24 protein-coding genes are annotated in these 24,128 nt (G+C 72.2%); 17 read left to right on the top strand and 7 right to left on the bottom strand.

Going from position 1 to position 24,128, the window contains the following annotated elements; all coding sequences use genetic code 11:
* Window positions 1–18 precede the first annotated feature (18 nt).
* The 12 genes from J4573_RS10410 to J4573_RS10355 all read left to right on the top strand — a co-directional run bounded on the left by J4573_RS10410 (window position 19) and on the right by J4573_RS10355 (window position 13,819).
* Window positions 19–1,380: a nucleobase:cation symporter-2 family protein gene (locus J4573_RS10410; RefSeq protein ID WP_208255145.1), complete on the top strand. Its 1,362-nt coding sequence runs from the start codon at window positions 19–21 to the stop codon at window positions 1,378–1,380.
* Window positions 1,377–2,726 (top strand): amidohydrolase family protein, encoded by a 1,350-nt coding sequence (locus tag J4573_RS10405; RefSeq protein ID WP_208255144.1) that lies wholly within the window; start codon window positions 1,377–1,379, stop codon window positions 2,724–2,726. The genes J4573_RS10410 and J4573_RS10405 overlap by 4 nt, the downstream gene beginning before the upstream one ends.
* 41 nt (window positions 2,727–2,767) lie before the next feature.
* Window positions 2,768–3,517 carry a GntR family transcriptional regulator gene (locus J4573_RS10400; RefSeq protein WP_208255143.1) on the top strand — a complete coding sequence of 250 codons (750 nt, stop codon included), beginning with the start codon at window positions 2,768–2,770 and terminating at the stop codon, window positions 3,515–3,517.
* Complete coding sequence (locus tag J4573_RS10395) at window positions 3,480–5,681, top strand: xanthine dehydrogenase family protein molybdopterin-binding subunit (RefSeq protein ID WP_208255605.1); 2,202 nt, start codon at window positions 3,480–3,482, stop codon at window positions 5,679–5,681. Before J4573_RS10400 ends, J4573_RS10395 begins: the two co-directional genes overlap by 38 nt.
* 109 nt (window positions 5,682–5,790) lie before the next feature.
* Window positions 5,791–6,726, top strand: a complete 936-nt coding sequence (locus J4573_RS10390) for an amidohydrolase family protein (RefSeq protein WP_208255142.1) — start codon at window positions 5,791–5,793, stop codon at window positions 6,724–6,726.
* Window positions 6,727–6,808: 82 nt separating this feature from the next.
* The gene (locus J4573_RS10385) at window positions 6,809–8,176 is read left to right on the top strand and encodes a nucleobase:cation symporter-2 family protein (protein ID WP_208255141.1); all 1,368 of its coding nucleotides are present in this window, start codon (window positions 6,809–6,811) and stop codon (window positions 8,174–8,176) included.
* A complete protein-coding gene (locus J4573_RS10380) occupies window positions 8,173–8,757 on the top strand; it encodes a UbiX family flavin prenyltransferase (protein ID WP_208255140.1) in 585 nt (194 codons plus the stop codon). Before J4573_RS10385 ends, J4573_RS10380 begins: the two co-directional genes overlap by 4 nt.
* Window positions 8,754–10,118, top strand: a complete 1,365-nt coding sequence (locus J4573_RS10375; RefSeq protein ID WP_208255139.1) for a UbiD family decarboxylase — start codon at window positions 8,754–8,756, stop codon at window positions 10,116–10,118. The genes J4573_RS10380 and J4573_RS10375 overlap by 4 nt, the downstream gene beginning before the upstream one ends.
* Before the next feature lie 17 nt (window positions 10,119–10,135).
* On the top strand, window positions 10,136–11,029 hold the full coding sequence (locus J4573_RS10370; RefSeq protein WP_208255604.1) for an FAD binding domain-containing protein: 894 nt from the start codon (window positions 10,136–10,138) through the stop codon (window positions 11,027–11,029).
* The gene (locus J4573_RS10365; protein ID WP_208255138.1) at window positions 11,008–11,493 is read left to right on the top strand and encodes a (2Fe-2S)-binding protein; all 486 of its coding nucleotides are present in this window, start codon (window positions 11,008–11,010) and stop codon (window positions 11,491–11,493) included. The genes J4573_RS10370 and J4573_RS10365 overlap by 22 nt, the downstream gene beginning before the upstream one ends.
* The gene (locus J4573_RS10360) at window positions 11,490–13,019 is read left to right on the top strand and encodes a PucR family transcriptional regulator (protein ID WP_208255137.1); all 1,530 of its coding nucleotides are present in this window, start codon (window positions 11,490–11,492) and stop codon (window positions 13,017–13,019) included. The genes J4573_RS10365 and J4573_RS10360 overlap by 4 nt, the downstream gene beginning before the upstream one ends.
* A gap of 8 nt (window positions 13,020–13,027) precedes the next feature.
* Entirely contained in the window at window positions 13,028–13,819 is a 792-nt protein-coding gene (locus J4573_RS10355) for an SAM-dependent methyltransferase (RefSeq protein ID WP_307796588.1), read from the top strand.
* Here the strand turns inward: J4573_RS10355 and J4573_RS10350 are convergent.
* Entirely contained in the window at window positions 13,816–14,508 is a 693-nt protein-coding gene (locus tag J4573_RS10350; protein WP_208255135.1) for an SDR family NAD(P)-dependent oxidoreductase, read from the bottom strand. The genes J4573_RS10355 and J4573_RS10350 overlap by 4 nt on opposite strands.
* A gap of 78 nt (window positions 14,509–14,586) precedes the next feature.
* Here J4573_RS10350 and J4573_RS10345 point away from each other — a divergent pair, with 78 nt between their 5' ends.
* Window positions 14,587–15,132 carry a TetR/AcrR family transcriptional regulator gene (locus tag J4573_RS10345; protein ID WP_208255134.1) on the top strand — a complete coding sequence of 182 codons (546 nt, stop codon included), beginning with the start codon at window positions 14,587–14,589 and terminating at the stop codon, window positions 15,130–15,132.
* On the opposite strand, the gene J4573_RS10340 is transcribed toward J4573_RS10345, so the two are convergent.
* Window positions 15,129–16,148 carry an LLM class flavin-dependent oxidoreductase gene (locus J4573_RS10340; protein WP_208255133.1) on the bottom strand — a complete coding sequence of 340 codons (1,020 nt, stop codon included), beginning with the start codon at window positions 16,146–16,148 and terminating at the stop codon, window positions 15,129–15,131. The genes J4573_RS10345 and J4573_RS10340 overlap by 4 nt on opposite strands.
* Window positions 16,145–16,675, bottom strand: a complete 531-nt coding sequence (locus J4573_RS10335; RefSeq protein WP_208255132.1) for an SRPBCC family protein — start codon at window positions 16,673–16,675, stop codon at window positions 16,145–16,147. The genes J4573_RS10340 and J4573_RS10335 overlap by 4 nt, the downstream gene beginning before the upstream one ends.
* A 116-nt stretch (window positions 16,676–16,791) precedes the next feature.
* Between J4573_RS10335 and J4573_RS10330 the strand changes: the two genes are divergently transcribed.
* On the top strand, window positions 16,792–17,124 hold the full coding sequence (locus J4573_RS10330) for a cupin domain-containing protein (protein WP_208255603.1): 333 nt from the start codon (window positions 16,792–16,794) through the stop codon (window positions 17,122–17,124).
* Here J4573_RS10330 and J4573_RS10325 read toward each other — a convergent pair.
* Entirely contained in the window at window positions 17,121–17,762 is a 642-nt protein-coding gene (locus J4573_RS10325; protein WP_208255131.1) for an adenylate kinase family protein, read from the bottom strand. The genes J4573_RS10330 and J4573_RS10325 overlap by 4 nt on opposite strands.
* Window positions 17,763–17,796: 34 nt before the next feature.
* Entirely contained in the window at window positions 17,797–18,351 is a 555-nt protein-coding gene (locus J4573_RS10320; RefSeq protein ID WP_208255130.1) for a universal stress protein, read from the bottom strand.
* Window positions 18,352–18,487: 136 nt separating this feature from the next.
* Between J4573_RS10320 and J4573_RS10315 the strand changes: the two genes are divergently transcribed.
* Window positions 18,488–18,994: an XdhC family protein gene (locus J4573_RS10315; RefSeq protein WP_208255129.1), complete on the top strand. Its 507-nt coding sequence runs from the start codon at window positions 18,488–18,490 to the stop codon at window positions 18,992–18,994.
* Window positions 18,995–19,007: 13 nt separating this feature from the next.
* A complete protein-coding gene (locus J4573_RS10310) occupies window positions 19,008–20,045 on the top strand; it encodes a zinc-dependent alcohol dehydrogenase family protein (protein WP_208255602.1) in 1,038 nt (345 codons plus the stop codon).
* Here J4573_RS10310 and J4573_RS10305 read toward each other — a convergent pair whose 3' ends face one another.
* Window positions 20,046–21,647: an MFS transporter gene (locus J4573_RS10305; protein ID WP_208255128.1), complete on the bottom strand. Its 1,602-nt coding sequence runs from the start codon at window positions 21,645–21,647 to the stop codon at window positions 20,046–20,048.
* 202 nt (window positions 21,648–21,849) lie between these two features.
* On the opposite strand from J4573_RS10305, the gene J4573_RS10300 reads away from it, so the two are divergent.
* Complete coding sequence (locus tag J4573_RS10300; protein WP_208255127.1) at window positions 21,850–22,827, top strand: sigma-70 family RNA polymerase sigma factor; 978 nt, start codon at window positions 21,850–21,852, stop codon at window positions 22,825–22,827.
* A 52-nt stretch (window positions 22,828–22,879) separates the two neighbouring features.
* Here the strand turns inward: J4573_RS10300 and J4573_RS10295 are convergent, their stop codons facing one another.
* Window positions 22,880–24,046: a hypothetical protein gene (locus J4573_RS10295; protein WP_208255126.1), complete on the bottom strand. Its 1,167-nt coding sequence runs from the start codon at window positions 24,044–24,046 to the stop codon at window positions 22,880–22,882.
* Between the last annotated feature and the right edge of the window lie 82 nt (window positions 24,047–24,128).

The following is a 24,128-nucleotide window of genomic DNA, read 5'->3' as shown; positions in this document are numbered from 1 at the left end:
GGTTGGGAGGAAGACTGCATGTCCTCTGTCCGAAGCGAGACCCCGAATGTCCCCGATGCCGTCGATTCGGTACCGCGGTTCCGCACGCTGGCGCCGCTGAGCGTCCAGCACGTCCTCATCGCCTACTCCGGAATGGTCACCGTCCCCCTGCTCATCGGAAGCGGGCTCGGCCTGTCCGGTGACAAGATCGCGGCGCTGGTCACCGCGAACCTGTTCGTCAGCGGCGTCGCCACGCTGCTCCAGACGATCGGGATCTGGCGGATCGGCGTCCGCCTGCCGATCGTCATGGGCTCCACGTTCACCGGCATCGGCCCGGCCATCATCGTCGGCAAGGACGGCGGCCTGCCCGCCGTCTTCGGCGCGACCATCGTGGCGGGCGTGCTGACGTTCGTCGCGGCGCCCTACTTCAGCCGGCTGCTGCGGTTCTTCCCGCCGCTGGTCACCGGGTCGATCATCGCGATCATCGGCTTCAGCCTGGTGCCCTCCACCGCCTCTCTCATCGCCGGTCCCGATCCGGCCGCCCCCGACTACGGAACGCTCAAGGAGGTCGGCGTCGCCGGGGGCACGATCCTGTTCATCCTGCTGGTGGAACGGTTCGGCCCGCCTGTGGTCGCGCGGGTGGCGGTGCTGCTCGCCCTGGTCGCCGGCACGCTCGTCGCGATCCCGCTGGGCCTCGCGGACTTCGGCGGCGTCGGCGACGCGAAGCTGGTCGGCGTCGTGAAGCCGTTCGACTTCGGCGCGCCGACGTTCCTGCTGTCGGCGGTGATCCCGATGATCATCGTACAGCTGGTCAACATGGTCGAGTCGGCGGGGGACACCCTGGCGATGGGCCAGATCGTCGGCCGCGAGGTCGGGCCGCCGGAGGTGGCGCGGGCGCTGCGCGCCGACGGCGCCGCCACCGCGTTCGCCGGCGTCTTCAACTCCTTCACGTTCGTGACGTTCGGCGAGAACGTCGGGCTGGTCAGCATGACCAAGGTGCTGAGCCGCTGGGTCGTCGCCGGCGCGGGCGTGATCCTCGTCGTGCTCGGCCTGGTGCCCAAGCTCGGCGCGGTGGTCGCGGCGCTGCCCGGACCGGTGCTCGGCGGCGTCGGCATCGTGATGTTCGGGATGGTCGGCGCGGTCGGGCTGCGCATCCTCGCCCAGGCCGACCTGGCCGAGCCGCGCAACATGTTCGTCGTCGCGATCTCGTTCGGCCTCGGTTTCGTGCCGGTCGGCGCACCCCACCTGTACGACCGCTTCCCCGATCTCGCCCAGACCGTGCTCGGCAGCGGGATCGCGGCGGGCGGCATCGCGGCCTTCCTGCTCAACCTGCTGCTGAACGAGACGCATCGCGCCACCCCCGCCGCCGCGGGGCCCGCACTGGAGAGGACTCCATCATGAGCATCGTCATCCGCAACGTGACCGCCTGGTCGCAGGGGACCTGGCTCCCCGGCCAGGACGTGCACGTCGAGGCGGGCCGGGTGCGCGCCGTCGTGCCGCACGAGAGCCTGCCGGTGACGGGCGAGGTGCTGGACGGGTCGGGCGGCCACCTCATCCCCGGCCTGGTCAACACCCACACCCACCTGCACCAGTCGATCATGCGCGGGATCGCCGAGGGCGAGCCACTGATCCGCTGGCTGCGCTACGTCGCCGAGGGAACGGTCGCGCTCACCCCCGAGCAGGCCTACGTCGCGGCGGCCGTGGCCTCGCTGGAGGCGCTGCGCAGCGGCACGACCGCGCTGGTCGAGCACATGTGGCCGCACCCCTCGCGCGAGGTGCACGACGCCGTGCTGCGAGCGCTCGACGACACCGGCATCCGCGCCGTCGTGTGCAGGGGAGTGGCCGACCGGCCCGACACCACCCGCAAGTGGGGCTTCGACCAGCGGCTGATGGAGCCGCTGGACGCGGTGTTCGCCCACGTCGACGAGTTGGCGGCGCGGACGGCGGGCGGCCGGATCCAGCTCGGGCTCGCGGTGCCGAACCCTCGTTCGCTGACGCCCGAGGGAATGACGCGGGTCCGCGCGTTCGCCGAGGAACGCGGCATGACCACCAGCATCCACCTGCTGGAGACTGCCACCGACGAGGACATGTGCCGCGAGCACACCGGCCTCGGCGCCGTGGACTTCCTGGAGCGTTCGGGATTCCTGTGGGACCGGCTGCTGGCGGTGCACTGCTGCAAGCTCGACGAGGCCGGGCGGCGCAGGCTCGCCGAACGGGGCGTCGCGGTCTCCTACAACCCGCTCAGCAACATGCGTCTGGGCAGCGGTGTCGCACCGGTCCCCGAGATGCTCGAGGCGGGCATCAGGGTCGGCCTCGGCGTCGACGGCGCGGCCAGCAACGACACCCAGGACGCGCTGGAGACCATGCGCATGGGCGCCTACCTGCAGCGGGCCGTGCACGGCCGGTCCGACCTGCTCGGCTTCCCCGACATGGTGCGGCTCGCCACCACCGGTGCCAACGGGGTCGTCGGGCTGGAGGACCGCCCGGAGGGGCTCGTACCGGGGATCCAGGCCGACCTGGTCCTGCTGCGCTTCGACCGGGACCTGGGCTGCGTCCCGGTGCTGGACCCGGGCGCGACGCTGCTCACCACCGGCAGCAACCGCACGGTCGACACGGTCCTGGTGGACGGCGAGGTCCTCATCTCCGACGGGCGCAGCACGCGGCTGGACGAGAAGGAGCTGATCGCGCGGGCCGTCGCCGCCGCACCCGAGATTGCATGTAATCCATTCGAAAACTCTGGATCCTAAGGGAGTATTGCATGTAACATGTAGTTATCTGGGAGGTGGTCATGGCAGCCACGTACGCGGCGGTGAAGAGCATCGCTCCCGGCGGCCTGCTGGCCGACCGGGCCTACGAGGAGCTGCGGGCCGCCATCCTGGAGAGCCGGCTGGCGCCGGGGACCGCGCTCAGCGTCCCCGCGCTCGCCGACCGGATGAACATCAGCCGGAGCCCGGTGCGCGAGGCGGTGCAGCGGCTCATCCACGACGGGCTCGCCCGGCACGTCCCGCACCGGGGCGCCGTCGTCACCAGCGTGGACGTCGAGGACCTGCGGCAGCTCTACGTCGTGCGCGAGCAGCTCGAAGGGCTGGCCGCCCGCCTCGCCGCCGAACGCCTGGACGTGACCGCGCTGACGGCGCTGGAGGAGATCCTCGCCGAGCACGGCCGCGTCGTGGACGAGGGCGGCGGCGAGGGCGCGCACATCGAGCAGGACATGCGCTTCCACCAGGCCATCCGCACCCTGTCCGGCAACGACCACCTCATCGAGATCCTCGATCAGATCCAAGGCAAGGCCCACCTGGGCCTGCACTCGCTGTGGCGGCACCCACGCGCCGCCCGGCTCGCACTGGAAGAGCACCAGAAGATCTACGACGCGATGGCGGCGGGCGACCCCGACGCCGCCGAGCTCGCGGCCCGCAACCACGTGGCCCGGCTCCGCGTCAGGCTCGCCCAGACCGCCAGCGCGCCCCCGGCGCGGAGGAAGGACGACCAGCGTGAGCACGATGACCACCCGCCGGAGGGAACCGACATCGGCGCCTGACGGAGTCGGCGCCAGCGCTCAGCGGCCCGACGGTGAGGCCAAGGTGCGCGGCGCCTTCGAATACTCCTCCGACCTGTGGCGCGAGGGCATGCTCTGGGGCGCCACCCTGCGCAGCCCGCACCCGCACGCGCTCATCCGCAGGCTCGACACGACCGCGGCACTCGCCGTGCAGGGCGTCCACGCCGTCCTCACCCACGAGGACGTGCCCGGCAGCAAGACCTACGGCATGAAGGTCTCCGACCAGCCCGTGCTGGCCGACGGCGTCGTCCGCCACCAGGGCGAGCCCGTCGCGGTCGTCGCCGCCGAGGACCCCGAGACCGCCAGGCGCGCGCTGAGCCTGGTCGAGGTCGAGTACGAGGTCCTCGAGCCGCTGACCGATCCCGAGGAGGCCGTGACCACCGGTTCGGTCGTCCGGCACGTCAAGATCCGGCACGGCGACCTCGCCGCCGCCCGCGAACGCGCCGAGGTCGTGGTGGCGGGGGACTACGAGGTCGGCATGCAGGACCAGGCGTTCCTCGGGCCCGAGTCGGGCATGGCCGTGCCCGACGGTGACGGCGGCGTCGACCTCTACGTCTCCTCGCAGTGGCTGCACGAGGACCAGCGCCAGGTCGCGTCCTCGCTCGGGCTGCCCAAGGGCAAGGTCCGCCTCACCATGTCCGGCGTCGGCGGCGCGTTCGGCGGGCGCGAGGACCTGTCGTTCCACATCCACGCCTGCATGCTCGCGCTGCGCACCGGCCGTCCGGTGAAGATGTCCTACAACCGCGAGGAGTCGTTCTTCGGGCACGTGCACCGGCACCCCGCCCAGATGAGGATCGAGCACGGCGCCACCCGCGACGGCCGCATCGTCTACATGACCGCGCGGCTGGTGCTGGACGGCGGCGCCTACACCTCGACGTCCCAGGTGGTCATCGCCAACGCCTGCTACTTCGCGGCCGGCGCGTACGAGGTGCCGCACGCCCAGATCGACGGCTACGCGGTCTTCACCAACAACCCGCCCTGCGGCGCGATGCGCGGCTTCGGCGCCGTGCAGTCCTGCTACGCCGTCGAGTCCAACATGGACAGGCTCGCCCGCGAGCTGGGCATGGACCCGCTCCGGCTGCGCGTCCGCAACGCCATGAGCCCCGGCACGATCCTGCCCACCGGCCAGGAGGTCGACGGCCCGGCGCCGGTCGCCGAGCTGCTCGAACGCCTCGCCGCGATGCCGATGCCCGACGACCCCGGCCACCACCGCGACCCGCGTTCCTGGCCCGGCGGGCTCGGCAACGTCACGCGCGGCGAGTCGCTGCGGCGCGGCGTCGGCTACGCGGTCGGCGTCAAGGCGATCGGCTACTCAGGCGGCGTCGAGGACTACTGCACGGCCCGCGTGACCGTGACCATCCGCGACGGGCGGCCGCACGCCGAGGTCTACTGCGCCGCGTCCGAGTGCGGGCAGGGCGTCGTGACCGTTCAGGCGCAGGTCGTCCGCACCGAGCTCGGCGTCGAGGACGTCGAGGTCCGCAACGCCGACACCCTGATCGGCGACTCCGGCTCGTCGTCGGCCTCACGTCAGACCTGGATGACCGCTGGCGCCGTGCAGGGGGCCTGCCGGGCGCTGGCCGCGCGCGTTCCCGACTTCGCGCTGCTGTCCGAGGGCGAGCAGGTCAGCGAGACCTTCGAATACCACCACCGGCCCACCCGGCGCATCGACGTAGAGACCGGCCAGGGCGACGCCCACATCGCCTTCGCGTTCGCCGCCCACCGCGCGGTCGTGGAGGTCGACACCGAGCTCGGCCTGGTCCGAGTCCTGGAGCTGGCCACCACCGAGGACGTCGGCAAGGCCATCAACCCGCGCGCCGTCGAGGGCCAGATCGAGGGCGGCAGCGCGCAGGGCCTCGGGCTCGCGCTGATGGAGGAGGTCCAGGTCACCGGCGGGGTGGTGCGCAACCCCTCGTTCACCGACTACCTCATCCCGACGATCCTCGACATGCCGCCCGTGCGGATCGAGCTCCTGGAGCTCCCGCACCCCGACTCCCCGTACGGCCTGAACGGCGTCGGCGAGCCGCCCACCCTCTCGTCCACCCCGGCCATCGTGAACGCCTTGCGCGACGCGACCGGGCTGGACCTGCCCCGCGTTCCCGTACGGCCGGACACGCTCGCCGGCCTGGAGGAGGTGACCGGTTCCTGACCTGGCGTAGGTACGGTCCGGGCGTCTAGGCGACACCTCAGGCGAAGGCGCGGACCGTGGCCGGCCACTGACATCTGCCCGAACGTCACGTGGCAAGAAGGGTCACCACATGATCATCGATACTCACATGCACCCGACCAACATCGTCGACCAGGCCTGGCGGCACGACGGAGACCCGTTCACCGGCGAGCGCACCCTGGCGATGATGGACGGCCCGTACATGATCAACGGCAAGCCGCGCCGCATCGACTACGGCTGCATCATGCCGCCGCCCGGCAACAGCGTCTGGCAGGACGGGATGCGGTCGGGCCGCGAGGGCATCCGCGACTACATGGCCTACATCACCGAGCTGGTCCAGCGGTACCCGGACCGGTTCATCGGCAACTTCATGTACAACCCGCGGTTCGGCCCGGAAAACGGCGCCAAGGAGCTGGAGTTCCACGTCAAGGAACACGGCTACAAGATGGTGAAGCTCCACGCCAACATGCACGCCTACCGCCCCGACCGGGCCCTGGACTGGCTGCGGCCGGTCCTGCGGGTCTGCGACGAGCTCGGCGTGGTGGTGCTGATCCACACCGGCGACGGGCCGTACTCCATCCCGACGCAGTTCTACCCGATCATCCGCGAGTTCCGGGACGTCAACTTCATCCTGGCGCACTTCGGCGTCCAGACCGGCGGCGTGTACTGCTTCGAGGCGCTCTACATGATCCTCGACAGCCCGAACGTCTACGGAGAGTCGGGCTGGCTGCTCCAGTCGCGGATCGTGGAGTTCGCCCAGCAGATGGAGAAGCACCAGCTGGTGTTCGGCACCGACTCCCCGCCGAACGAGCCCGGCATGTGGGCGCGCGAGCTGGAGGTCCTGTGCGGTCCGCCGCCCCAGGGCATGAACCTCAGCGAGGAGCACCTCGAGGGTTACCTGGGCAACAACATGGCCAAGCTCCTCGGCCTGAAGCCCACCCCGCCCCCGCGCACGCAAGAGGAGGCGCAGGCGCGCCTCAAGGACACCTACGCCGTCGTCGAGCCGTCGGCAGTCTCCACTCGATAGTCCGTTCGCCCGGCCGGGCCTCCCTCACCGGAGGCTCGGCCGGGTGGGGCGGACCCTATTCGGGGGACCGGAGGTGGCCGACGTGCGTGCGACGTCTGGCAATGAAGAATCCCTGTCCGCGACCAAGCCCGTGACCAAGCATCCCGTCGACGAGATGCCGCCGCCCCGGCGCCTCGTCCCGCTGGCGATCCAGCACGTGCTGGTCATGTACGCCAGCACCATCGCCGTCCCGCTCATCGTCGCCGCCGGCCTCGGCCTGCCCGCGCGCGACGTCGTCCACCTGGTCGCGGCCGACCTGCTGCTGTGCGGGATCGGCACGCTGCTCCAGTCGGTCGGCGTCTGGCGGATCGGCGCCCGGCTGCCGCTGGTGATCGGCGCCGCCTACAACGGCGTGGTCCCGATGGTGCTGATCGGCACCGAGTACGGCCTGCCGGTCATGTACGGCTCCATCATGATCGCCGGGGTCTTCATGGCCCTGTGCGCGCCGCTGTTCGGCCGGCTGCTGCGCTTCTTCCCGCCGGTCGTCGTGGGCACCACGATCACCCTGATCGGGATCACGCTGGTACCGGCCGGCGCCCGCATGATCTTCGGCGGCAAGCCGGGCGACCCCGGCTTCGGCGCCCCGTCCGGCATCGCGCTCGGCGGCCTGACCCTGCTGACCGTGGTGCTGCTCTACCGGTTCCTGCCGCCGCTGCTGGCGCAGCTGTCGATCCTGGCCGCGATGGTGATCGTCACCGTCGTCGCGGTGTTCACCGGCCATGCCGACTTCGGCGGGGTCGGGCACGGCGCCATCGCCGGGTTCCCCGAGGCGTTCCACTTCGGCGCGCCCTCGTTCAACCTGGTCGCCTGCCTGTCGCTCGTCCTCATCCAGTTCGTGCTGATGGTGGAGACGTCCGGGCAGGTGCTGGCCGTGGGGGAGGCGGTGCAGCGGCCCGCCTCCACTCGCGACGTCGCCGCCGCTCTGCGCGCGGACGGCCTGGTCAGCGCGCTCGGCGGGGTGTTCCAGTCGTTCGTCTACATCACGTTCACGCAGAACATCGGCGTCGTCACGCTCACCCGCGTGCGGAGCCGCTGGGTGACCGCGGGCGCCGGGGCGATCCTCGTGCTGATGAGCGTGTTCCCGGTGTTCGGCCGGGTGGTGGCCTCGGTGCCGAAGCCGGTGCTCGGCGGCGCCACGCTCGCGATGTTCGCCACGGTCGCGGTGATCGGCCTGCGGATCCTCGCCGACGTCAAGCGCGACACCTCCAACCTGGTGATCATCGCCGTCTCGCTGGCCGTCGGGCTGGTGCCGATGGCGCTGCCCGGCGCGTACGGCGAGCTGCCCGAGTCGGTGCGGATGTTCCTCGACAGCGGTGTCGCCGCCGGGACCATCACCGCCGTCCTGCTCAACCTGCTCTTCCATCATCTGCCGGTGCTGCGCTGGGAGCCCGCCGACGAGGAGGCCGCATGAACCGGCGACGGCTGGTGGTGGGGATCTCCGGGTCCAGCGCGCCGCAGTACGGCATCGGGTTGCTGGAGGCGCTGGCCAAGCTCGGCACGGTCGAGACGCACCTGGTCGTGTCCGCGGGGGCGCGCCGCACGATCGAGCTGGAGGCGCGCCGCGACCCGGACGAGATCTGCGCCCTGGCCGACGTCGTGCACGACGCGCGCGACCTGGCCGCGGCCGTGTCGTCCGGCTCGTTCCTCACGCTCGGCATGGCGGTCGTGCCGTGCTCGATGAAGACGCTCGCCGCCGTCGCGCACGGCCACACCGACGATCTGCTCAGCCGGGCCGCCGACGTGACGCTGAAGGAGCGGCGGCGGCTCGTGCTGGTCACCCGGGAGACCCCGCTCAGCCTGATCCACCTGCGCAACATGACCGCCGTGACCGAGGCCGGGGCGGTGGTGCTGCCGCCCGTCCCCGGCTTCTACGCCCGGCCGCGCACCATCGACGACCTGATCGCCCACACGGTCGGCAAGGTGCTCGACCAGTTCGGCGTCGAGCACCACCTGTTCCACCGGTGGGCCGGAGTCCCCGAGGAGTCCACGTGACCACACCGTCCGAACGCCAGGACCTGCACTCCTTCCTGGCCTACTACGGCGCGCGGCGCCCCGGCGACGTGCTGGTCGTCGATGAGGAGATCTCGGCGGAGGAGGACGTGACCGCGCTGGCGTTCGGCCTGGCCGCGCGCGGCCGGCACGAGATGATCCGCTGCCCCAAGGTGGCCGGGCTGGGCGTCGAGCTGGTCACCAACGTGTTCGCCTCGCGCGCCCGCGTCGCCTCGCTGTTCGGCGTCGGTGAACGCGGGCTGCACGCCGCCTACCAGGAACGGGCCCGGCGCGCGTGCGAGCCGCGGGTGCTGGCGGACGGGCCGGTGCTGGAGGAGATCCTGGAGCCCGACCTGGCGGCGGTGCCGATGATCCGGCACTTCGCCTCCGACCTCGGCCGCTACATCACCAGCGGCATCGTGGTCGCCGAGGACCCGGCCGGCGGCGCGGGCAACATGAGCTACCACCGGGCCACCCCGCACGCGCCGGACGAGCTGGCCCTCAGCCTGCACTCGCGCGGCGACCTGTGGCGGCTGCTCCAGCGTTCGGACGGGCCGCTGCCGGTCGCGATGGTGATCGGCGGGCATCCGCTGTTCATGCTGGCCGCGTCCGCCCGGGTCGGCGCCGACGTGGACGAGCGCGACATCGCCGGGGGACTGTTCGGCGAGCCGCTGCAGGTCGTACGGACGCCCCGGCACGGCATCCGCGTCCCGGCGACCGCCGAGTACGTCATCGAGGGTGTCATCGACCCCGGCGACCACGCGCCCGAAGGGCCGTTCGGCGAGTTCTCCGGCTACTCCTCGCATCGCTCCACCAACAACGTGCTGCGCGTCGACACGATCTGCCGGCGCCGCGACCCGGTGCTGCTGGACGTCGTCGCGGGCAACTCCGCCGAGCACCTCAACCTCGCCCGGATCCCGCGCGAATCGGAGATGGCCGAGCAGCTCATCACCCGCTTCCCCGACGTCACCGCGTTGCACTACCCCAACTCCGGCACGCACTTCCACGCCTATGTCTCGCTGCGGCAGCGCCGCCCCGGCCAGGCCCGCCAGGTGATGCTCGGCCTGCTCGGCTGGGACCCCTACCTCAAGACCGTCATCGCGGTGGACGAGGACATCGACGTCACCGACGACGCGGCCGTGCTGTGGGCGCTCGCCGCGCACTTCCAGCCGCACCGGGACCTGTTCCTGGTGGACGGCCTGCCCGGGAGCCCGCTCGATCCGTCCTCGGGCAGCGACGGCACCACGTCCCGGCTGGCCTTGGACGCCACGCGGGGGCCCGGCTTCGACGGCGAGCCCATCGAGCTGAGCGAGGCCGCCCGCACCCGCGCGGCACGCCTGCTCGACCAGATCGGAAAGGACTGACGCCCATGGAACGGCCCATCGAACACCTGCAGCCCACCAGCTGGGCCGAGGCGCTGGCCCTGCGGGCCGAACGGCCCGACGCCCGCCCCGTCGCAGGCGGCACGGACGTGATGGTCGAGCTCAACTTCGGGCGCACCCGGCCGCCCGCGCTGCTGGACCTGTCGCGCGTCCCCCAGCTCACCGGCTGGGAACGCGGCGACGGCGTCATCCGGCTGGGCGCCGCCGAGCCGTACAGCAGGATCGTCTCGGCGCTGAGCGGCCCGCTGCCCGGGCTGGCGGCGGCGTCCCGCACGGTCGGCTCGCCGCAGATCCGCAACCGGGGCTCGGTCGGCGGCAACCTCGGCTCGGCCTCGCCCGCCGGTGACGCGCACCCGCCGCTGCTGGCCTGCGGCGCCTCCGTCGAGGTCGCGTCGGTGCGGGGGAGCAGGCTCATCCCGGTCGAGGACTTCTTCACCGGCGTGAAGCGCAACGCGCTGGACCCCGACGAGCTGATCGGCGCCGTGCACGTTCCGGTCGCGCGCGGCCCGCAGCAGTTCGCCAAGATAGGCACCCGCAACGCCATGGTCATCGCGGTCTGCTCGTTCGGCGTCGCGATCGACCTGGAGGAGGAGACGGTCGGCACCGGCGTCGGCTCGGCCGCGCCGACCCCGCGCCGCGCTGGAGCGGCCGAACGGTTCATCACCGGGGAACTCGCGGCGGCCGGCCTCTGGCACACGCGCGCCCCGCTGCCCGAATCCCTCGCCCGCAAGTTCGGCGCGCTCGTCGCGTCCGCCGCCGTGCCCATCGACGACGTCCGGGGCACGGCCGCCTACCGCACGCACGCCCTGGCCGTCATCGCCCGGCGCACGCTCACCTGGGCGTGGAACGACCTTCGGAAGGAGACCCGCGGATGCGGATGTCATGCAATGTGAACGGTGAGGACCGGACCGCCGACGAGGTCCAGGTCCACGAGAGCCTGCTGTTCGTGCTCCGCGAGCGGATGGGCCTGCCGGGCAGCAAGAACGCCTGCGAGCAGGGCGAGTGCGGCTCGTGCACGGTCTATCTCGACGGCACCCCGGCCTGCGCGTGCCTGGTCCCCGCCGGGCAGGCGGCCGGACGCTCGGTCGTCACGGTCGAGGGGCTCGGCGACGACGGCGAGCTGGACCTGGTCCAGCAGGCGTTCGTCGAGGCCGGGGCGGTGCAGTGCGGCTTCTGCACGCCGGGGTTCGTCATCGCCGCGCACGCCCTCGTCCGCCGCGGCTACCAGCCGACCGACGAGGAGATCCGCGAGGCGCTGGCGGGCAACCTGTGCCGCTGCACCGGTTACGAGAAGATCCTCGACGCCGTACGGCTGGCGGCCTCCCGGTGGTGGTCCCGGGAGGCGGCGGAGACGTGAGCGGCCGGGGCGGGCCGACGCTGCGCCGCCTCGCCGGGCATCTCGGCCTGCGGGTGCTCACCGGCGACGACCTGCTCGACCGCCCGATCCGCTGGGTCTTCACCACCGACCTGCCCGATCCCGGCCGCTACCTGGCGGGCGGCGAGCTGGTCCTCACCGGGCTGATGTGGCGGCGCCGCGCCGCCGACTCCGAGGCGTTCGTCGCCGCCGTCGCCGCGCGCGGCGCGGTCGGCGTCGCGGCGGGCACAGCGGCGCTCGGCGAGGTGCCGCACGACCTGGTGACCGCCTGCGCCCGGCATGACCTGCCGCTGCTGGAGGTGCCCGCCGAGCTCTCGTTCGCGGTCCTGGCCAGACGCGTGCTGGCCGAACGGCCCCCGGACCCGGCCGGGCGCAGGCAGGAACTGCTCGCGGCGGTCGCGGGCAGCGGCGGCCTCGCCGCGCCGGTGGCGCTGGTCGCCGAGGAGCTGGAACGGCCGTGCTGGCTGCTCAGCCCGACCGGCCGCACGATGGCCGCGAGCGGTCCGCCGCTGCCGGCCGCGACCGCTGAGGCGATCACGACGCTGTTCCACGGCGGCGGGCGCCAGGCGCACCGGGCCAGGCTGGACGGCCAGAGGTTCGCGCTGTGCCCGCTGCCCTGCGACCTGCGGACGCCGCCGTGCTTCCTCGCCGTCGAGTCCGACGAGGACCTGGAGCTGGCAGACATCGCCGGTGACCTGGCGGTCGCGCTGGAGCACGACCGGGCCAGGTGCGACGACGGGTCGGCCATGTCCCGGGCGCTGGCCGAACGGCTGGTCGGCGGCCTGCTCGACGACGACCGTTCGCGCCGCGAGATCGGCGACCTGATGACCGACCTCGGCCTGCCCGCCGACCGGACCCCGGCCGCCGTCGCGATCGAGGTCACCGGCCCCGGTGGCTCGGCCGTCGCGAGGTTCCTCATCGAGGAGGCGGCCGGGCCCGCAACGGCCGTGGCCATCGGCGACCGTGAGGCCGAGACGCTCGCGCTGGCCGGTGCCGCGCCGCGCGAGCTCGCCGAGCACCTGCGCACCGCCGTACGGCTGCTCGGCGGCGCGCTGACCGGCCATCGCATCAGCGTCGGCGTGAGCGGTACCGCCTCCAGCGGGCTCGGCCCGCGCGAGGCGCTCCAGGAGGCCCGCAACGCCCGGCGCCTCGCCGCACTCGGCAGAGCGCCCGTCGCGGTCACGGCCGGCGACGAGATCGACTCGGTGGACCTCCTCATCGCCGCGATGCCGCGCGGCGTCCGGGACCGTTTCAGGAAGGGGCTCATCGGCGAGCTGGAGGCCTACGACGAAAGCCACGGCGCCCGGCTCCGCGAGACGCTGGCGGCCTTCCTCGCCCTCTCCGGTTCGTGGCAGCGCTGTGCCGCCGAGCTGCACGTCCACGTCAACACCGTGCGCTACCGGCTGCGCCGCGTGGAGGAGTTCACCGGGCGCGACCTCAGCCGCTTCCCCGACCGGGTGGACCTGTTCCTCGCCCTGCGCCTGGCCGACTGGGAGCGGGCCATATGATCACTTGGGTGAACGATGCCGACGCGCTGAAGACGCATCTGCCGCATTCCGCGCGCGTGTGGAACTACCTGCTGGGCGGCAAGGACAACTACCCGGCCGACCGCGCCGCCGCCGACAAGGTCCTCGAGGCCAACCCGCGGATGCTCGCCCAGGCGCGCGGCGACCGCGCGTTCCTCGGACGGGCGGTACGCGTGATGGCGGGCGAGGGCATCCGCCAGTTCCTCGATATCGGCACCGGCCTGCCGACCGCGGAGAACACCCACGAGGTGGCGCAGGCCATCGCACCCGAGTCGCGCATCCTCTACGTCGACAACGACCCGCTCGTCCTGGTCCACGCCCGCGCGCTGCTCACCAGCAGCCCGCAGGGCACCTGCGACTACATCCAGGCCGACCTGAACGACCCCGGGCACATCCTGGACGAGGCCGGCGCCCGGCTGGACTTCACGCGCCCCATCGCCGTCATGCTCGTCGGCATCCTGCACCACCTCGAAGACACCCGCGGCGAGGACACGCTCGCCATCGTCGAGCGGCTCAAGGCGGCGGTGCCCGCCGGCAGCATGCTCGCGATCAACCATCCGACCAGCGCCATCTACGGCGAGATCGCCGAGCGCAGCGCCCGGGAGTGGAACGAGTCCGGCGGGCGCCCGCCGGTCATCCTGCGCAGTCCCGAGGAGATCACCCGCTACTTCACCGGCTGGGAGCTCCTCGACCCCGGCGTGATGTCCTGCACGCACTGGCGCCCCGAGGCGCCGCCGGCCGAGCAGGTCGACGCCTTCGCCGGGGTCGCCCGCAAGATCTAGAACACGTCGATCTCGGCGCGGTCCCGCTTGGTGTGCAGCTCCCAGTAGAGCTCGGCGAGCTCGTCGGGGTCGCGGCGCGGCGGGGTCAGCCCGCGCCCGGCCGCGGCGTCGGCGTCGAAGAATCGCGCGGCGTCGCTGCGCTCGATCAGGACCCCGATGGTCAGCATGGCGACGTGGACGTTCGCCGCCGACAGCTCGGCGTTCATGGTGAGCAGGTAGTTGCGCAGGCCCGCTCCCGCGATGCCGTAGCCGCCGAGCGCGGACATCGGGACCTTGGCGGACGCCCCCAGGCCGAACAGCAGCGTCCCGGTTCCGCGCTCGCGCATCCCGGCGAGGACGGGCCGGATCAGCGAGAGCGGCGTGACCAGGGCGCCGTCCAGGATCTCGGCCAGGTTGGCCTCGTCGACATCGGCCATCGGCCTGATCAGCTCATGGTCGATCAGGTTGCTGAAGACGGCGACGTCGACCGGGCCGACGCGGCCCAGCAGCTCGGCATGGTGGTCGCGGTCGGCGAGGTCGGCGGTCACCGCCGTCACGGTGATGCCTTCGGCGGCCAGTTCGTCCCGCCAGCGGCCCAGCCGGTCGGAGCTGCGCGCGATCAGCGTCACGTCGAAGCCCTCGCGGCCGAACCTGCGGGCGGTGGACAGCCCGAGGCCCGGGCCGGTCCCGAAGACGGCAATGGTGGTCATGGCAACCACCTCCATAACTTGAGGAGAACCTCAACTTAGCCGAACTTGAGGGATGCCTCAAGTTGCTATCCTGTCCGCATGGCCACGACCGCCCGGCCGCTGCGACGGGACGCGCAGCGCAATCGCGAACTGCTGGTGACGGCCGCGCGCGAGATTTTCGGGCGCGAGGGCGTGGACGCCTCCCTGGAGGAGATCGCCCGTACCGCCGGCGTCTCGATCGGCACGCTCTACAACCGGTTCCCGACGCGCGGGGCACTCATCGAGGCGGCATTCCTGGGCACGCTGGAGCAGGTGGAGGCGGCCGGTGCGAAGGCCCTGGAGGAGCCGGAGGCCTGGGACGGGTTCGTCTACTTCGTGACCCAGTTCGGCGGGCTGCTGTCCACCGACCGCGGATCCGTCGACGTCTGCACCCGCGCTCTCCCGGACGCTCCCGCGCTGGGGGAGCTGAAAGGGCGGATCGGGGAGCTGATCGAGGCCGTCATCGGCAGGGCGAAGGACGCCGGCGCGCTGCGCGCGGACTTCGTCACCGAGGACCTCGGCCTGTTCGCGCGCGTCGCCAACGGTTCCTCTCCCGAGGAGTGGCGCCGCCAGCTGGGGTTCCTGCTGGACGGCCTGCGCGCCTAGGAGAGGTCGGCCACCAGGCCCACCAGCCGTTCGAGCGTCGCCAGCCGCCCCTCGGCTGGCCCGTCCAGCTTGACCAGCAGCGTCGTGGTGCCCGCCTCACGATGCAGCCGGAGCCGCTCGGCGATCATCTTCTCGGTGCCGAGCAGGTTGGTGCACAGCCCGATCTCCATGGGCACGGCGGCGGCCGCGGCGGCGCGGTCGCCCGCCAGCCACAGCCGCTGCACCTCGGCGACCGCGTCGCCGAAGCCCTGGCGGGCGAACGCCTCGTTGTAGAAGTTGCGCTTGCGCGAGCCCATGGCGCCGATCGTGAACGCGTAGCCGCCCGCGTGCCGGCGCCCCGCCTCCTCCACGTCGTCGGTGAACTCGACCGCCACCGGGATCGCCAGGTCGATGTCGGCGAGCGACCGCTTTGCCCGTTCGGCGCCCTCACGCAACGGCTTCAGGAACGCCCCGGCCTCCTCCGGCATGAACGCGTTGCCGATCCAGCCGTCGGCGAGCTCGCCGGTGAGCGCCAGATTGCGCGGGCCCATCGCGGCGACGTAGGCGGGCACCCGCACCGGCGGGGCGAAGGAGCGCAGCGCGCGCCCTTGGCTGTCGGGCAGGGGCAGCGTGTAGACCGTCCCGTCGTGCTCCAGACGTTCCCCGGACGCGACCTTGCGGACGATCTCGATCGTCTCCCGGGTCGCCTGCACCGGAGCCTCGAACCGCGTACCGTGCCAGCCCTCCATCACCTGCGGGCCGCTCACGCCGAGCCCGAGCAGGAACCGCCCGCCCGACAGCGCCTGCAGCGACATCGCCGACATGGCGAGCATCGCCGGGGTGCGCGCGCCGATCTGAGCGATCGCCGTACCGAGCCGGATCGTGGACGTCTGAGCGGCCAGGTAGGCGAGCGGTGTCAGGGCGTCGTACCCCCACGCCTCGGCCGTCCAGACCGAGTCGATGCCGAGCCGCTCGGCCTCCTGGATGAACGCGGTGTCGGCCGGGCCGAAGAACCCCTGGAACAGGCCGACCTTCATCGCGCGGCCTCCGCCAGGCCCTTGATGCCGGTGACGGTGGCCGTCATGTTCGCGCGGTGCTCCTTGAGCCGCCGGGCGACGATGCGGACCTCCTTGTCGGGCATGGCCTCGATGGCGAAGCTCAGCCCCGACCGCCCCGGGCCCATCCGCATCCACTGCGTCAGGCGCGTACCGCCGCCCTCCGGCGCCAGCGTGAACCGCCAGGCCGACGACGAGACGCCGGGCCCGTCGAAGCTCTCGACCTCGTAGCCGAAGACCTTCGCGACCTCGTAGTCGGTCAGCGTGCAGCGCGTCTCCCACGTGCCGATGGCCGGATGCTCGTTGCGGCCGACGAAGCAGACGCCCACGGCGGGCTCGGCCTCCTTGGCCTCCTCGGCCGCCCACCGTGCGCCGCGGAACTCGGAGCTGAACCGGGCCGGCATCGAGATGTCGGAGACCAGATCCCACACCGCGGCGGGCGGCGCGTCGATCAGGATGTCCACCTCGACGGTGGGGCAGTCGGCGTAGCGGGGCGCGTCCTCGGTCATGCCTCACACCGTAGAGAGGGTCAGTTCACTAGCGCAACTAATGCGGCCGCGCACCAGTTTTCACTCTGACCCCGGCTTTACCTTTTCTTCGCGTGATCTCTGGGAAAGTCGAGGACATGCAGAAGATGTCGCTGGACGCGCTGGCCCGGGAGCACCTGAAGAAGGCGGAGGCCGAGTCCACCGGACGCAGCTCCGCAACCGTCTACGGCGGGCACGAGTGCGTGCTCAGGCAGACCGTCATCGCCCTGGTCTCCGGCCGCAAGCTGGCCGAGCACGAGAACCCCGGCGAGGCGACCGTGCACGTGCTGCGCGGACGGGTGCGTCTGGCCTCCGGCGACGACGCCTGGGAGGGCCGCGCCGGCGACCTCATCGTGGTGCCGGACGCCAGGCACGGCCTGGAGGCGCTGGAGGACTCGGTCGTGCTGCTGACGGTGGCCAAGCGTCCCTAGGAGAGCGGCAGGTCGAGTCGCTTGCGGATCTCGGTCTGGATGGTCTGCTTGTCGGGGCGCGCGTCCACGGTGACCACGTACTCCTTGCGCCGGAACAGGTCCAGCACCGGGTCGGTCTTCTCGTGGTAGATGCGCAGCCGCTCGGCCAGTGCCTCCTCGGTGTCGTCCTCCCGGGCGACCAGCTCGCCGCCGCAGACGTCGCAGCGGCCCTCCTTCTTGGGCCGGTGCGCCATCAGGTTGTAGTCCAGGCCGCAGCGTGAGCACAGCCGCCGCGCGAGCACCCGGCGGCGCACCTCGCCGTCGGGCAGGTCCAGATGGATCACGCCGTCGATGTCGTAGCTCTCCAGGAAGAACTCGGCCTGCCGCCGGTTGCGGGGGAAGCCGTCGATGACGAACCCGTAGTTCCAGTCGTGCTGGTGCAGCCGGTCCTGGACGACGCTCTCGACGTGATCGTCGTTCACCAGCTCACCGGCCGCCACGGTCCGGCGCACGTACGCGCCGAGCTTGGTGTGGTTCTGCACGTGCCAGCGGAAGATGTCGCCCACGCTGATGTGCACGAGATCGAAATCCCTGGCCAGCATCGTGGCCTGCGTGCCCTTGCCGCTGCCCTGAACTCCGAAGATCACATACTTGCGCATGGCTGATTCCTACCCGATCGAGTGTCCCGGCCGATCAGGGCCCCGGGGCGTCGGTGCGCCACAGGCGCTGGCTCAGCCTCCGAATCCCGAACCGGTCGGTGGGTCTTTCGCCCTCCGTCAGGTTCTCGATGACCGACTGGACGGCCGGTGGGCCGACACAGACGAGCGTCGCCCGGGCGCGCCGGGCGCAGTGCAGCCGCACCGAGGGGCGCAGCAGACGGGAGAACGGGCCGCGCCCGCCGCGGCCCACCACCAGGATGTCGTCCTCGCGCGCCAGCCGCACCAGCGCCGCGCCGGGTTCCCCGACCAGCGCCAGCATCGAGGTCCGCACGCCGTAGGGCGTCCCGTCGGCGACGTCCTCCAGCAGCAGCCTGATCAGCTGCTCGCCCGCGCCCTGCAGGGCGTCGGTCACGCAGCCGAGCTGGCCCGCCGCCGCGACATGGGGCGGCAGCGCCGAGGCGTGCACGACGAGGAGAGGCAGGCTCCGGATCCGGGCCTCGCCGATCGCCCAGGCCAGTGCGCAGCGCGCTCCCGGCGAGTCGTCGACCCCCACGACAACCCGCGGGCCGCCCTCCGGTCTCACGATCACTTTCCCTCCTGGGGGGTGCCAACCGGGGTTGTGGCATCCAGGGTGCAGGCAACGGGCCCAGGATGGAAGTGTTTCGGCGGGTGGGTTGGCTGGTCAGCCGGTCGGCCGCCGGGGACGACTCTGACAGACTGCACCTATGACCACTTCGGACGAAACCGACCCCGCGTGCGCCGTCGCCCACGGCGACGTGCGGCCCGGGACCGGAGACCGGACGCTCGTCGCGGTGTTCGCCTCGCCGGTGGCGGAGTTCCTCGTGCGCTACGGCGCCGATCTCGGCTTCCGGACGATCCTGGTGGAGCCCGACAAGGACCGCGCCGAGGGCGACGCGGTGACCGTCGTTCCCGAGCTGGACGGGACGGCCGACGTCGTGGTGACCGACCACCACCGCGAGGAACTCGGCACGGTGCTGCGCGACGTTCTGGCCCAGCCGGTGCGGTGGGTCGGCGTGATGGGCAACCCGCGCCACCCGGCGCCGCACGTTCCGGCGCTGACCGCGCTGGGCGTGGCCGGGGAGGACATCGAACGGGTCCACCGCCCGATCGGCCTCAACATCGGCTCGCGGACGCCGGCCGAGATCGCCGTCGCCACGCTCGCCGGCCTGCTCGCCGAGCGCAACGGGCGGCCCGGCGGCTTCGAGTTCTGATGCGGGCTTGTTGATGCGGGCGGTCGTCTACGAGGCGTTCGGCGAGCCCCTGGAGCTGCGCGACGTCCCGGAACCGGCGGTGCCGCGTGGCGGCGTGGTGATTCACGTCGAGGCCACCGGCCTGTGCCGCAGCGACTGGCACGGCTGGATGGGGCACGACGCCGACATCACCGTTCTGCCGCACGTACCCGGGCACGAGCTCGCCGGGACCGTCGCGGAGACCGGGCCCGGCGTGACCCGCTGGAAGGTCGGCGACCGGGTCACCGTCCCGTTCGTGTGCGCCTGCGGGGTCTGCGGGCCGTGCGCGGCGGGCGACCAGCAGGTCTGCGAGAACCAGACCCAGCCGGGCTTCACGCACTGGGGCTCCTACGCCGAGTACGTCGCGATCGAGAACGCCGACGTCAACCTGGTCGGCCTGCCCGAGGACATGACGTACGAGACCGCCGCCGCGCTCGGCTGCCGGTTCGCGACCGCCTTCCGCGCCGTCCTGGCGCAGGGCCGGGCGTCGGCCGGCCAGTGGGTCGCGGTGCACGGCTGCGGGGGAGTGGGGCTGTCGGCCGTCATGGTCGCGGCCGCCGCCGGTGCCCGCGTGGTGGCGATCGACATCGCTCCCGCCGCGCTGGACCTCGCCCGGCAGTGCGGCGCGGCGGTGACCTTGGACGGGCGCGAGGCCGGGGACGTCGCCGAGGCGGTCCGGGACGTCACGGGCGGCGGTGCGCACGTGTCGCTGGACGCCCTCGGCAGCCCGGCGACCGCCGCCGCCTCGATCGGCGGCCTGCGCCGCCGCGGCCGACACGTTCAGGTGGGCCTGCTGCCGCCCGCGGCCGGGCGCGCCGACCTGCCGATGGAGCGGGTCATCGCCCAGGAGCTGGAGATCGTCGGCAGCCACGGCATGGCCGCGCACGCCTACGGCCCGATGATGGACATGGTGCAGGCCGGGACGTTGCGTCCCGGCCTGCTGGTGAGCCGGACGATCGGACTGGCGGACGTGCCGCGGGCTCTGGCGGCGATGAGCGGGGCCGGATTCACGATGATCCGGCCGCGCGGCTGATCAGCGATCCTGGAGCACCGGCTGCAGCTCGGCCTCGGCGTGCCCGGCCTCCTCGGTCTCGGCCGAAACGTTCTCGGTGGCCTGCGCCTCGCCGCCCGGCCGCTCGTGCCGCAGGGTGACGGCGGCCAGGATCGCCAGCCCGACGAACATCAGGCCACTGATCGCGGCGATGCTGTGCAGGCCGGAGGTGAACGCGCAGCGCGCGGCGTCGAGCAGGTCGGCGGCCTGGGCGCTCGGCAGCGTGCCTGCGACCCGCGTGGCGCCGGTGATGCCCTCCTTGGCGGCGTGCGCCGTATCGGCCGGAACGCCTGCGGGCATCGAGTCGCTCAGGTGGCCGCGGTAGAGCGCCGTGCCGAGGCTGCCGAGCGCGGCGACGCCCAGCGAGATGCCGAGCTCGGCGCCGGTCTCGGAGACCGCGGAGGCCGACCCGGCCTTCTCCGGCGGGACCGAGCCGAGGATCAGGCCGGTCCCGAGCGCCGCCGCCAGGCCGACCCCGAACAGGGAGACGATCAACCCGGTGACCAGCACGCCCTCGTTGCCGCCCGTGCCGACGCCGGTGAGGATGAAGAAGCCGAGGGCGGCGATGCCCATCCCGGTCGCGATGATCGTGCTCGGCCGGAACCGCTGCGCGAGCCCTGGGGCGATCTGGGAGGAGGCCACCATCGCCAGCGAGGAGGGCAGCAGCCACAGGCCCGCCTTCATCGGCGAGAAGCCCGCGACGACCTGCAGGTGCAGGGCGAAGAACAGGTAGCTGCCGCCCTGGATCAGGCCGAAGAGGATCCAGATGACCAGCGCGGACCGGAACGTGCGGTTGGCGAACAGGCGCAGGTCCAGCAGCGGGTCGGCGAGGCGGCGCTGGCGCCGGGCGAACAGCGCGCCGAAGGCCAGGCCGACCGCGATGGCGGCGGTCGGGACCGGCTCGAAGCCCTGCTTGGCCAGCTCCTTCAGCCCGTACACCACGGGAAGGATGGCGACCAGCGACAGCGCCACGCTCAGCGGGTCGAGCCTGCCGGCCTTCGGCGTGCGGTACTCCGGCAGCAGGAACGGGCCGGTCGCCAGCAGCAGGACCATGACCGGCACGCCGAGCAGGAACGCCGAGCCCCACCAGAAGTTGTCCAGGAGCGCCCCGCCGATCACCGGGCCGAGCGCGACGCCGCCCATGAACGCGCTCATCCAGACCGCGATCGCCCGGCCGCGCTGGCGCCCGTCGGTGAACATGTTGCTGATCAGCGCCAGCGTGGAGGGCATCAGGGTCGAGCCCGCGATCCCCATCACCGCCCGCGTGGCGATCAGCATCTCGGGGCTGGTCGAGTAGGCGGCGGCGACCGAGGCCACGCTGAACGCGCTCGCCCCGATCAGCAGCAGCCGGCGGCGGCCGATACGGTCGCCGAGCGTGCCCATCGTGACCAGGAAGCCCGCGATCATGAACCCGTAGATGTCCATGATCCAGAGCTGCTGGGTGGAGCTCGCGCCGAGGTCCTCACTGAGCCTCGGGAGCGCGAGATAAAGAACGCTCATGTCGAGCGAGAGCAAAAGGGTGGGGAGCGTGAGCACCGCCAGCCCGATCCATTCGCGCCGTCCTGCCCGGCCGTCCTTCTTCATGATCGTTCTCCGTCCGCATCCTTGTTCGTCAGTCGGAGGAGTAGACCGCAGGGCCGTCGAAAACTCATCGGCGAGGGGAAATTCGCAGGTAGAAGACGGTTCAAGTAATTGACAGCTGTTCTGTCGTAGGTGTGGCATACGTTCTTAGGCCAGAGCAGTTGAAGCGTTTCAGACACCGTGCCGTGCAGTGAGGTAAAGGATCATGGCGAACACCACCGCCGACGCCGAATTCGAGACGATCATCGACCCGTACCGGCGCGAGCTTCTGGCGCACTGCTACCGGATGCTGGGCTCGATCCACGACGCCGAGGATCTGCTGCAGGAGACCTACCTGCGCGCCTGGAACTCCTACGAGCGGTTCGAGGGGCGCTCCTCCCTGCGCACCTGGCTCTACCGCATCGCGACCAACGTGTGCCTGACCGCGATCGACCAGCGCGGCAAGCGGCCGATGCCGTCGGGCCTCGGCGGGCCGAGCGACCCCGACCGGCCCGTCGTCGCGCTCGACGACGTGCCCTGGCTGGAGCCCGCGCCCGACAGCGTGTTCGGCTCCGACGCCGTCGACCCGGCCTCGATCGTCACCTCGCGCGAGAGCACCCGGCTGGCCTTCATCGCCGCCCTCCAGCACCTGCCCGCCAAGCAGCGCGTCGTGCTGATCCTGCGCGACGTCCTCAAGTGGAAGGCCGCGGAGGTCGCCGAGCTGCTGGAGACCTCCACCGCCGCCGTCAACAGCGCGCTGCAGCGCGCCAAGGCGCAGCTGGAGCAGGTCGCCCCCGACCAGGACGCGCTCGCCGAGCCGAGCGACCCCGAGCAGCGGGAGCTGCTGGAACGCTACGCCACCCTCTTCGAGAAGGCCGACATCGAAGGGCTCGTCAAGCTCTTCAAGGAGGACGCGCACTGGGAGATGCCCCCGTTCCCCGAGTGGTTCGTCGGCGCGGAGAACATCGGCCGCCTCATCAGCAGGCAGTGCAACCCCGCCCCGGGCGAGCTCGTCCTGGTGCCGACGCTGGCCAACGGCCAGCCCGCCTTCGGCATGTACCGGCGCGACGAGGACGGCGTGCACCGCCCGTTCCAGCTCCAGGTGCTCAGCATCGACGACCGCGGCGAGATCGCCCACGTCGGCGCGTTCTTCGACACCACGCTGTTCGCGGTGTTCGGGCTGCCCGAGGTGTACGAGGGCTGAGCGGGCTCGCCCTGAGCAGGTCGGCCCTGGGCATGGGCGGGCCCGAGCAGGGTCAGCGCAGCGCCTGCTGGACGAAGAAGATGATCAGGGAGGCGAGGATCCCGGTCACGTACTGCAGGATCGCCCAGGTACGGATCGGGAGGGCGCGCTGCGAGCGGACGTTCCGGTAGACGTCGGCCGCCTCCTTGAGGCCCTTGTCGAGCATCAGGCGCGGCGGGGGCTGGGCGATCTGGGTCAGCAGCGGGCCCAGCGCCTCGGCCTGGTAGGCGCGCACCAGGCGCGACAGCGTCATGAACGGGAGGACGGCCGCGTACAGCGCCAGCAGGGCGGCCACGACCGGGAAGCCGTAGACGAAGAAGAGCAGCGGCAGCGGCGGGTCCTTCGCCGCCGCCGCGACGCCCGCGAGCTCGATGGTGATGACGCCGAAGCCGACCCCGGCCGCGATGAGGGCGAAGCATGCGCAGAGCCGCACCAGGCCCGGCGTGCTCGCCGGGTCCATCCAGGTGAGCCGCAGGTTCGAGCAGCGCCGCAGCCGGTGCGGCGTCCAGGCGGCGACCACGACCCAGTAGAGCACCCCGCCGCCCAGGAACCCGGTCCACGTCGCGGGCAGGTAGGCCAGCACCAGGTCCGCGTGATGACCGGCCGGGCGGCTCAGGTCCACGTACGCCCCGGTGACGCCGACCAGGAGCCCCAGCAGGCCGCACGCGACCTGCCAGCGCGCCCGCAGGCGGCGTTCGAGCCAGCCGCTGAAGCTGTCGCGTTCCGGCGAGGCGCACACCAGGTCGGCGACTCGGTCCGCGCTCCGCTCGGCGTACCGCCAGCCCGCCCACGCCATCGCGAGCATCAGCGCGCAGGCGAGGCTGAGCAGCGCCCCGTAGAGGTGGGCGCGGGGGCCGTGCATCGACACGTCGCGCGCCGCCAGCCCCGCGACCACGTTGACCAGGTAGGGCCACGAGGCGACCAGGCCCAGCGCCGCCATCGTCGCGATCGCCCCCGGCATCGGCCCCTGCCGGATGGGCACCGGCCGGACGAGCCGCAGCAGCAGCACCCGCTCGTACCCGAGCCGCATGACCGAGGCCAGCTCGTGCCGGAACTCGGCTCGCTGCTCGGGCGGGCACGACGCCTGGTCCGCCGCGACCAGCACGGTCCACGGCGGTTCTTCAGCCGCGGTTGTAAGGACGGACGCGCCGTCAGGCGTCTTCTGCTGCGAGACGGTCATGAGTCCCCCTGCGGCCCCCGATACCGGCCACTACATGGTGATGGGGTCCGGGCGGAGAGTCCACCGGTGACGGCGACGGGTT

Origin of the sequence: Actinomadura barringtoniae (assembly GCF_017573505.1) — a bacterium.
In the GTDB taxonomy this organism is placed as follows: domain Bacteria; phylum Actinomycetota; class Actinomycetes; order Streptosporangiales; family Streptosporangiaceae; genus Spirillospora; species Spirillospora barringtoniae.
Note: the sequence above shows the minus strand (reverse complement) of the source record. Positions and strands in the feature narration are given on the sequence as shown.

Coding starts and splice junctions, on each gene's coding strand:
- J4573_RS10410 (WP_208255145.1), top strand. CDS start 19: ATGTCCTCTGTCCGAAGCGAGACCCCGAATGTCCCCGATGCCGTCGAT.
- J4573_RS10405 (WP_208255144.1), top strand. CDS start 1,377: ATGAGCATCGTCATCCGCAACGTGACCGCCTGGTCGCAGGGGACCTGG.
- J4573_RS10400 (WP_208255143.1), top strand. CDS start 2,768: ATGGCAGCCACGTACGCGGCGGTGAAGAGCATCGCTCCCGGCGGCCTG.
- J4573_RS10395 (WP_208255605.1), top strand. CDS start 3,480: ATGACCACCCGCCGGAGGGAACCGACATCGGCGCCTGACGGAGTCGGC.
- J4573_RS10390 (WP_208255142.1), top strand. CDS start 5,791: ATGATCATCGATACTCACATGCACCCGACCAACATCGTCGACCAGGCC.
- J4573_RS10380 (WP_208255140.1), top strand. CDS start 8,173: ATGAACCGGCGACGGCTGGTGGTGGGGATCTCCGGGTCCAGCGCGCCG.
- J4573_RS10365 (WP_208255138.1), top strand. CDS start 11,008: ATGCGGATGTCATGCAATGTGAACGGTGAGGACCGGACCGCCGACGAG.
- J4573_RS10350 (WP_208255135.1), bottom strand. CDS start 14,508: ATGACCACCATTGCCGTCTTCGGGACCGGCCCGGGCCTCGGGCTGTCC.
- J4573_RS10345 (WP_208255134.1), top strand. CDS start 14,587: ATGGCCACGACCGCCCGGCCGCTGCGACGGGACGCGCAGCGCAATCGC.
- J4573_RS10340 (WP_208255133.1), bottom strand. CDS start 16,148: ATGAAGGTCGGCCTGTTCCAGGGGTTCTTCGGCCCGGCCGACACCGCG.
- J4573_RS10335 (WP_208255132.1), bottom strand. CDS start 16,675: ATGACCGAGGACGCGCCCCGCTACGCCGACTGCCCCACCGTCGAGGTG.
- J4573_RS10330 (WP_208255603.1), top strand. CDS start 16,792: ATGCAGAAGATGTCGCTGGACGCGCTGGCCCGGGAGCACCTGAAGAAG.
- J4573_RS10325 (WP_208255131.1), bottom strand. CDS start 17,762: ATGCGCAAGTATGTGATCTTCGGAGTTCAGGGCAGCGGCAAGGGCACG.
- J4573_RS10315 (WP_208255129.1), top strand. CDS start 18,488: ATGACCACTTCGGACGAAACCGACCCCGCGTGCGCCGTCGCCCACGGC.
- J4573_RS10310 (WP_208255602.1), top strand. CDS start 19,008: ATGCGGGCGGTCGTCTACGAGGCGTTCGGCGAGCCCCTGGAGCTGCGC.
- J4573_RS10305 (WP_208255128.1), bottom strand. CDS start 21,647: ATGAAGAAGGACGGCCGGGCAGGACGGCGCGAATGGATCGGGCTGGCG.
- J4573_RS10300 (WP_208255127.1), top strand. CDS start 21,850: ATGGCGAACACCACCGCCGACGCCGAATTCGAGACGATCATCGACCCG.
- J4573_RS10295 (WP_208255126.1), bottom strand. CDS start 24,046: ATGACCGTCTCGCAGCAGAAGACGCCTGACGGCGCGTCCGTCCTTACA.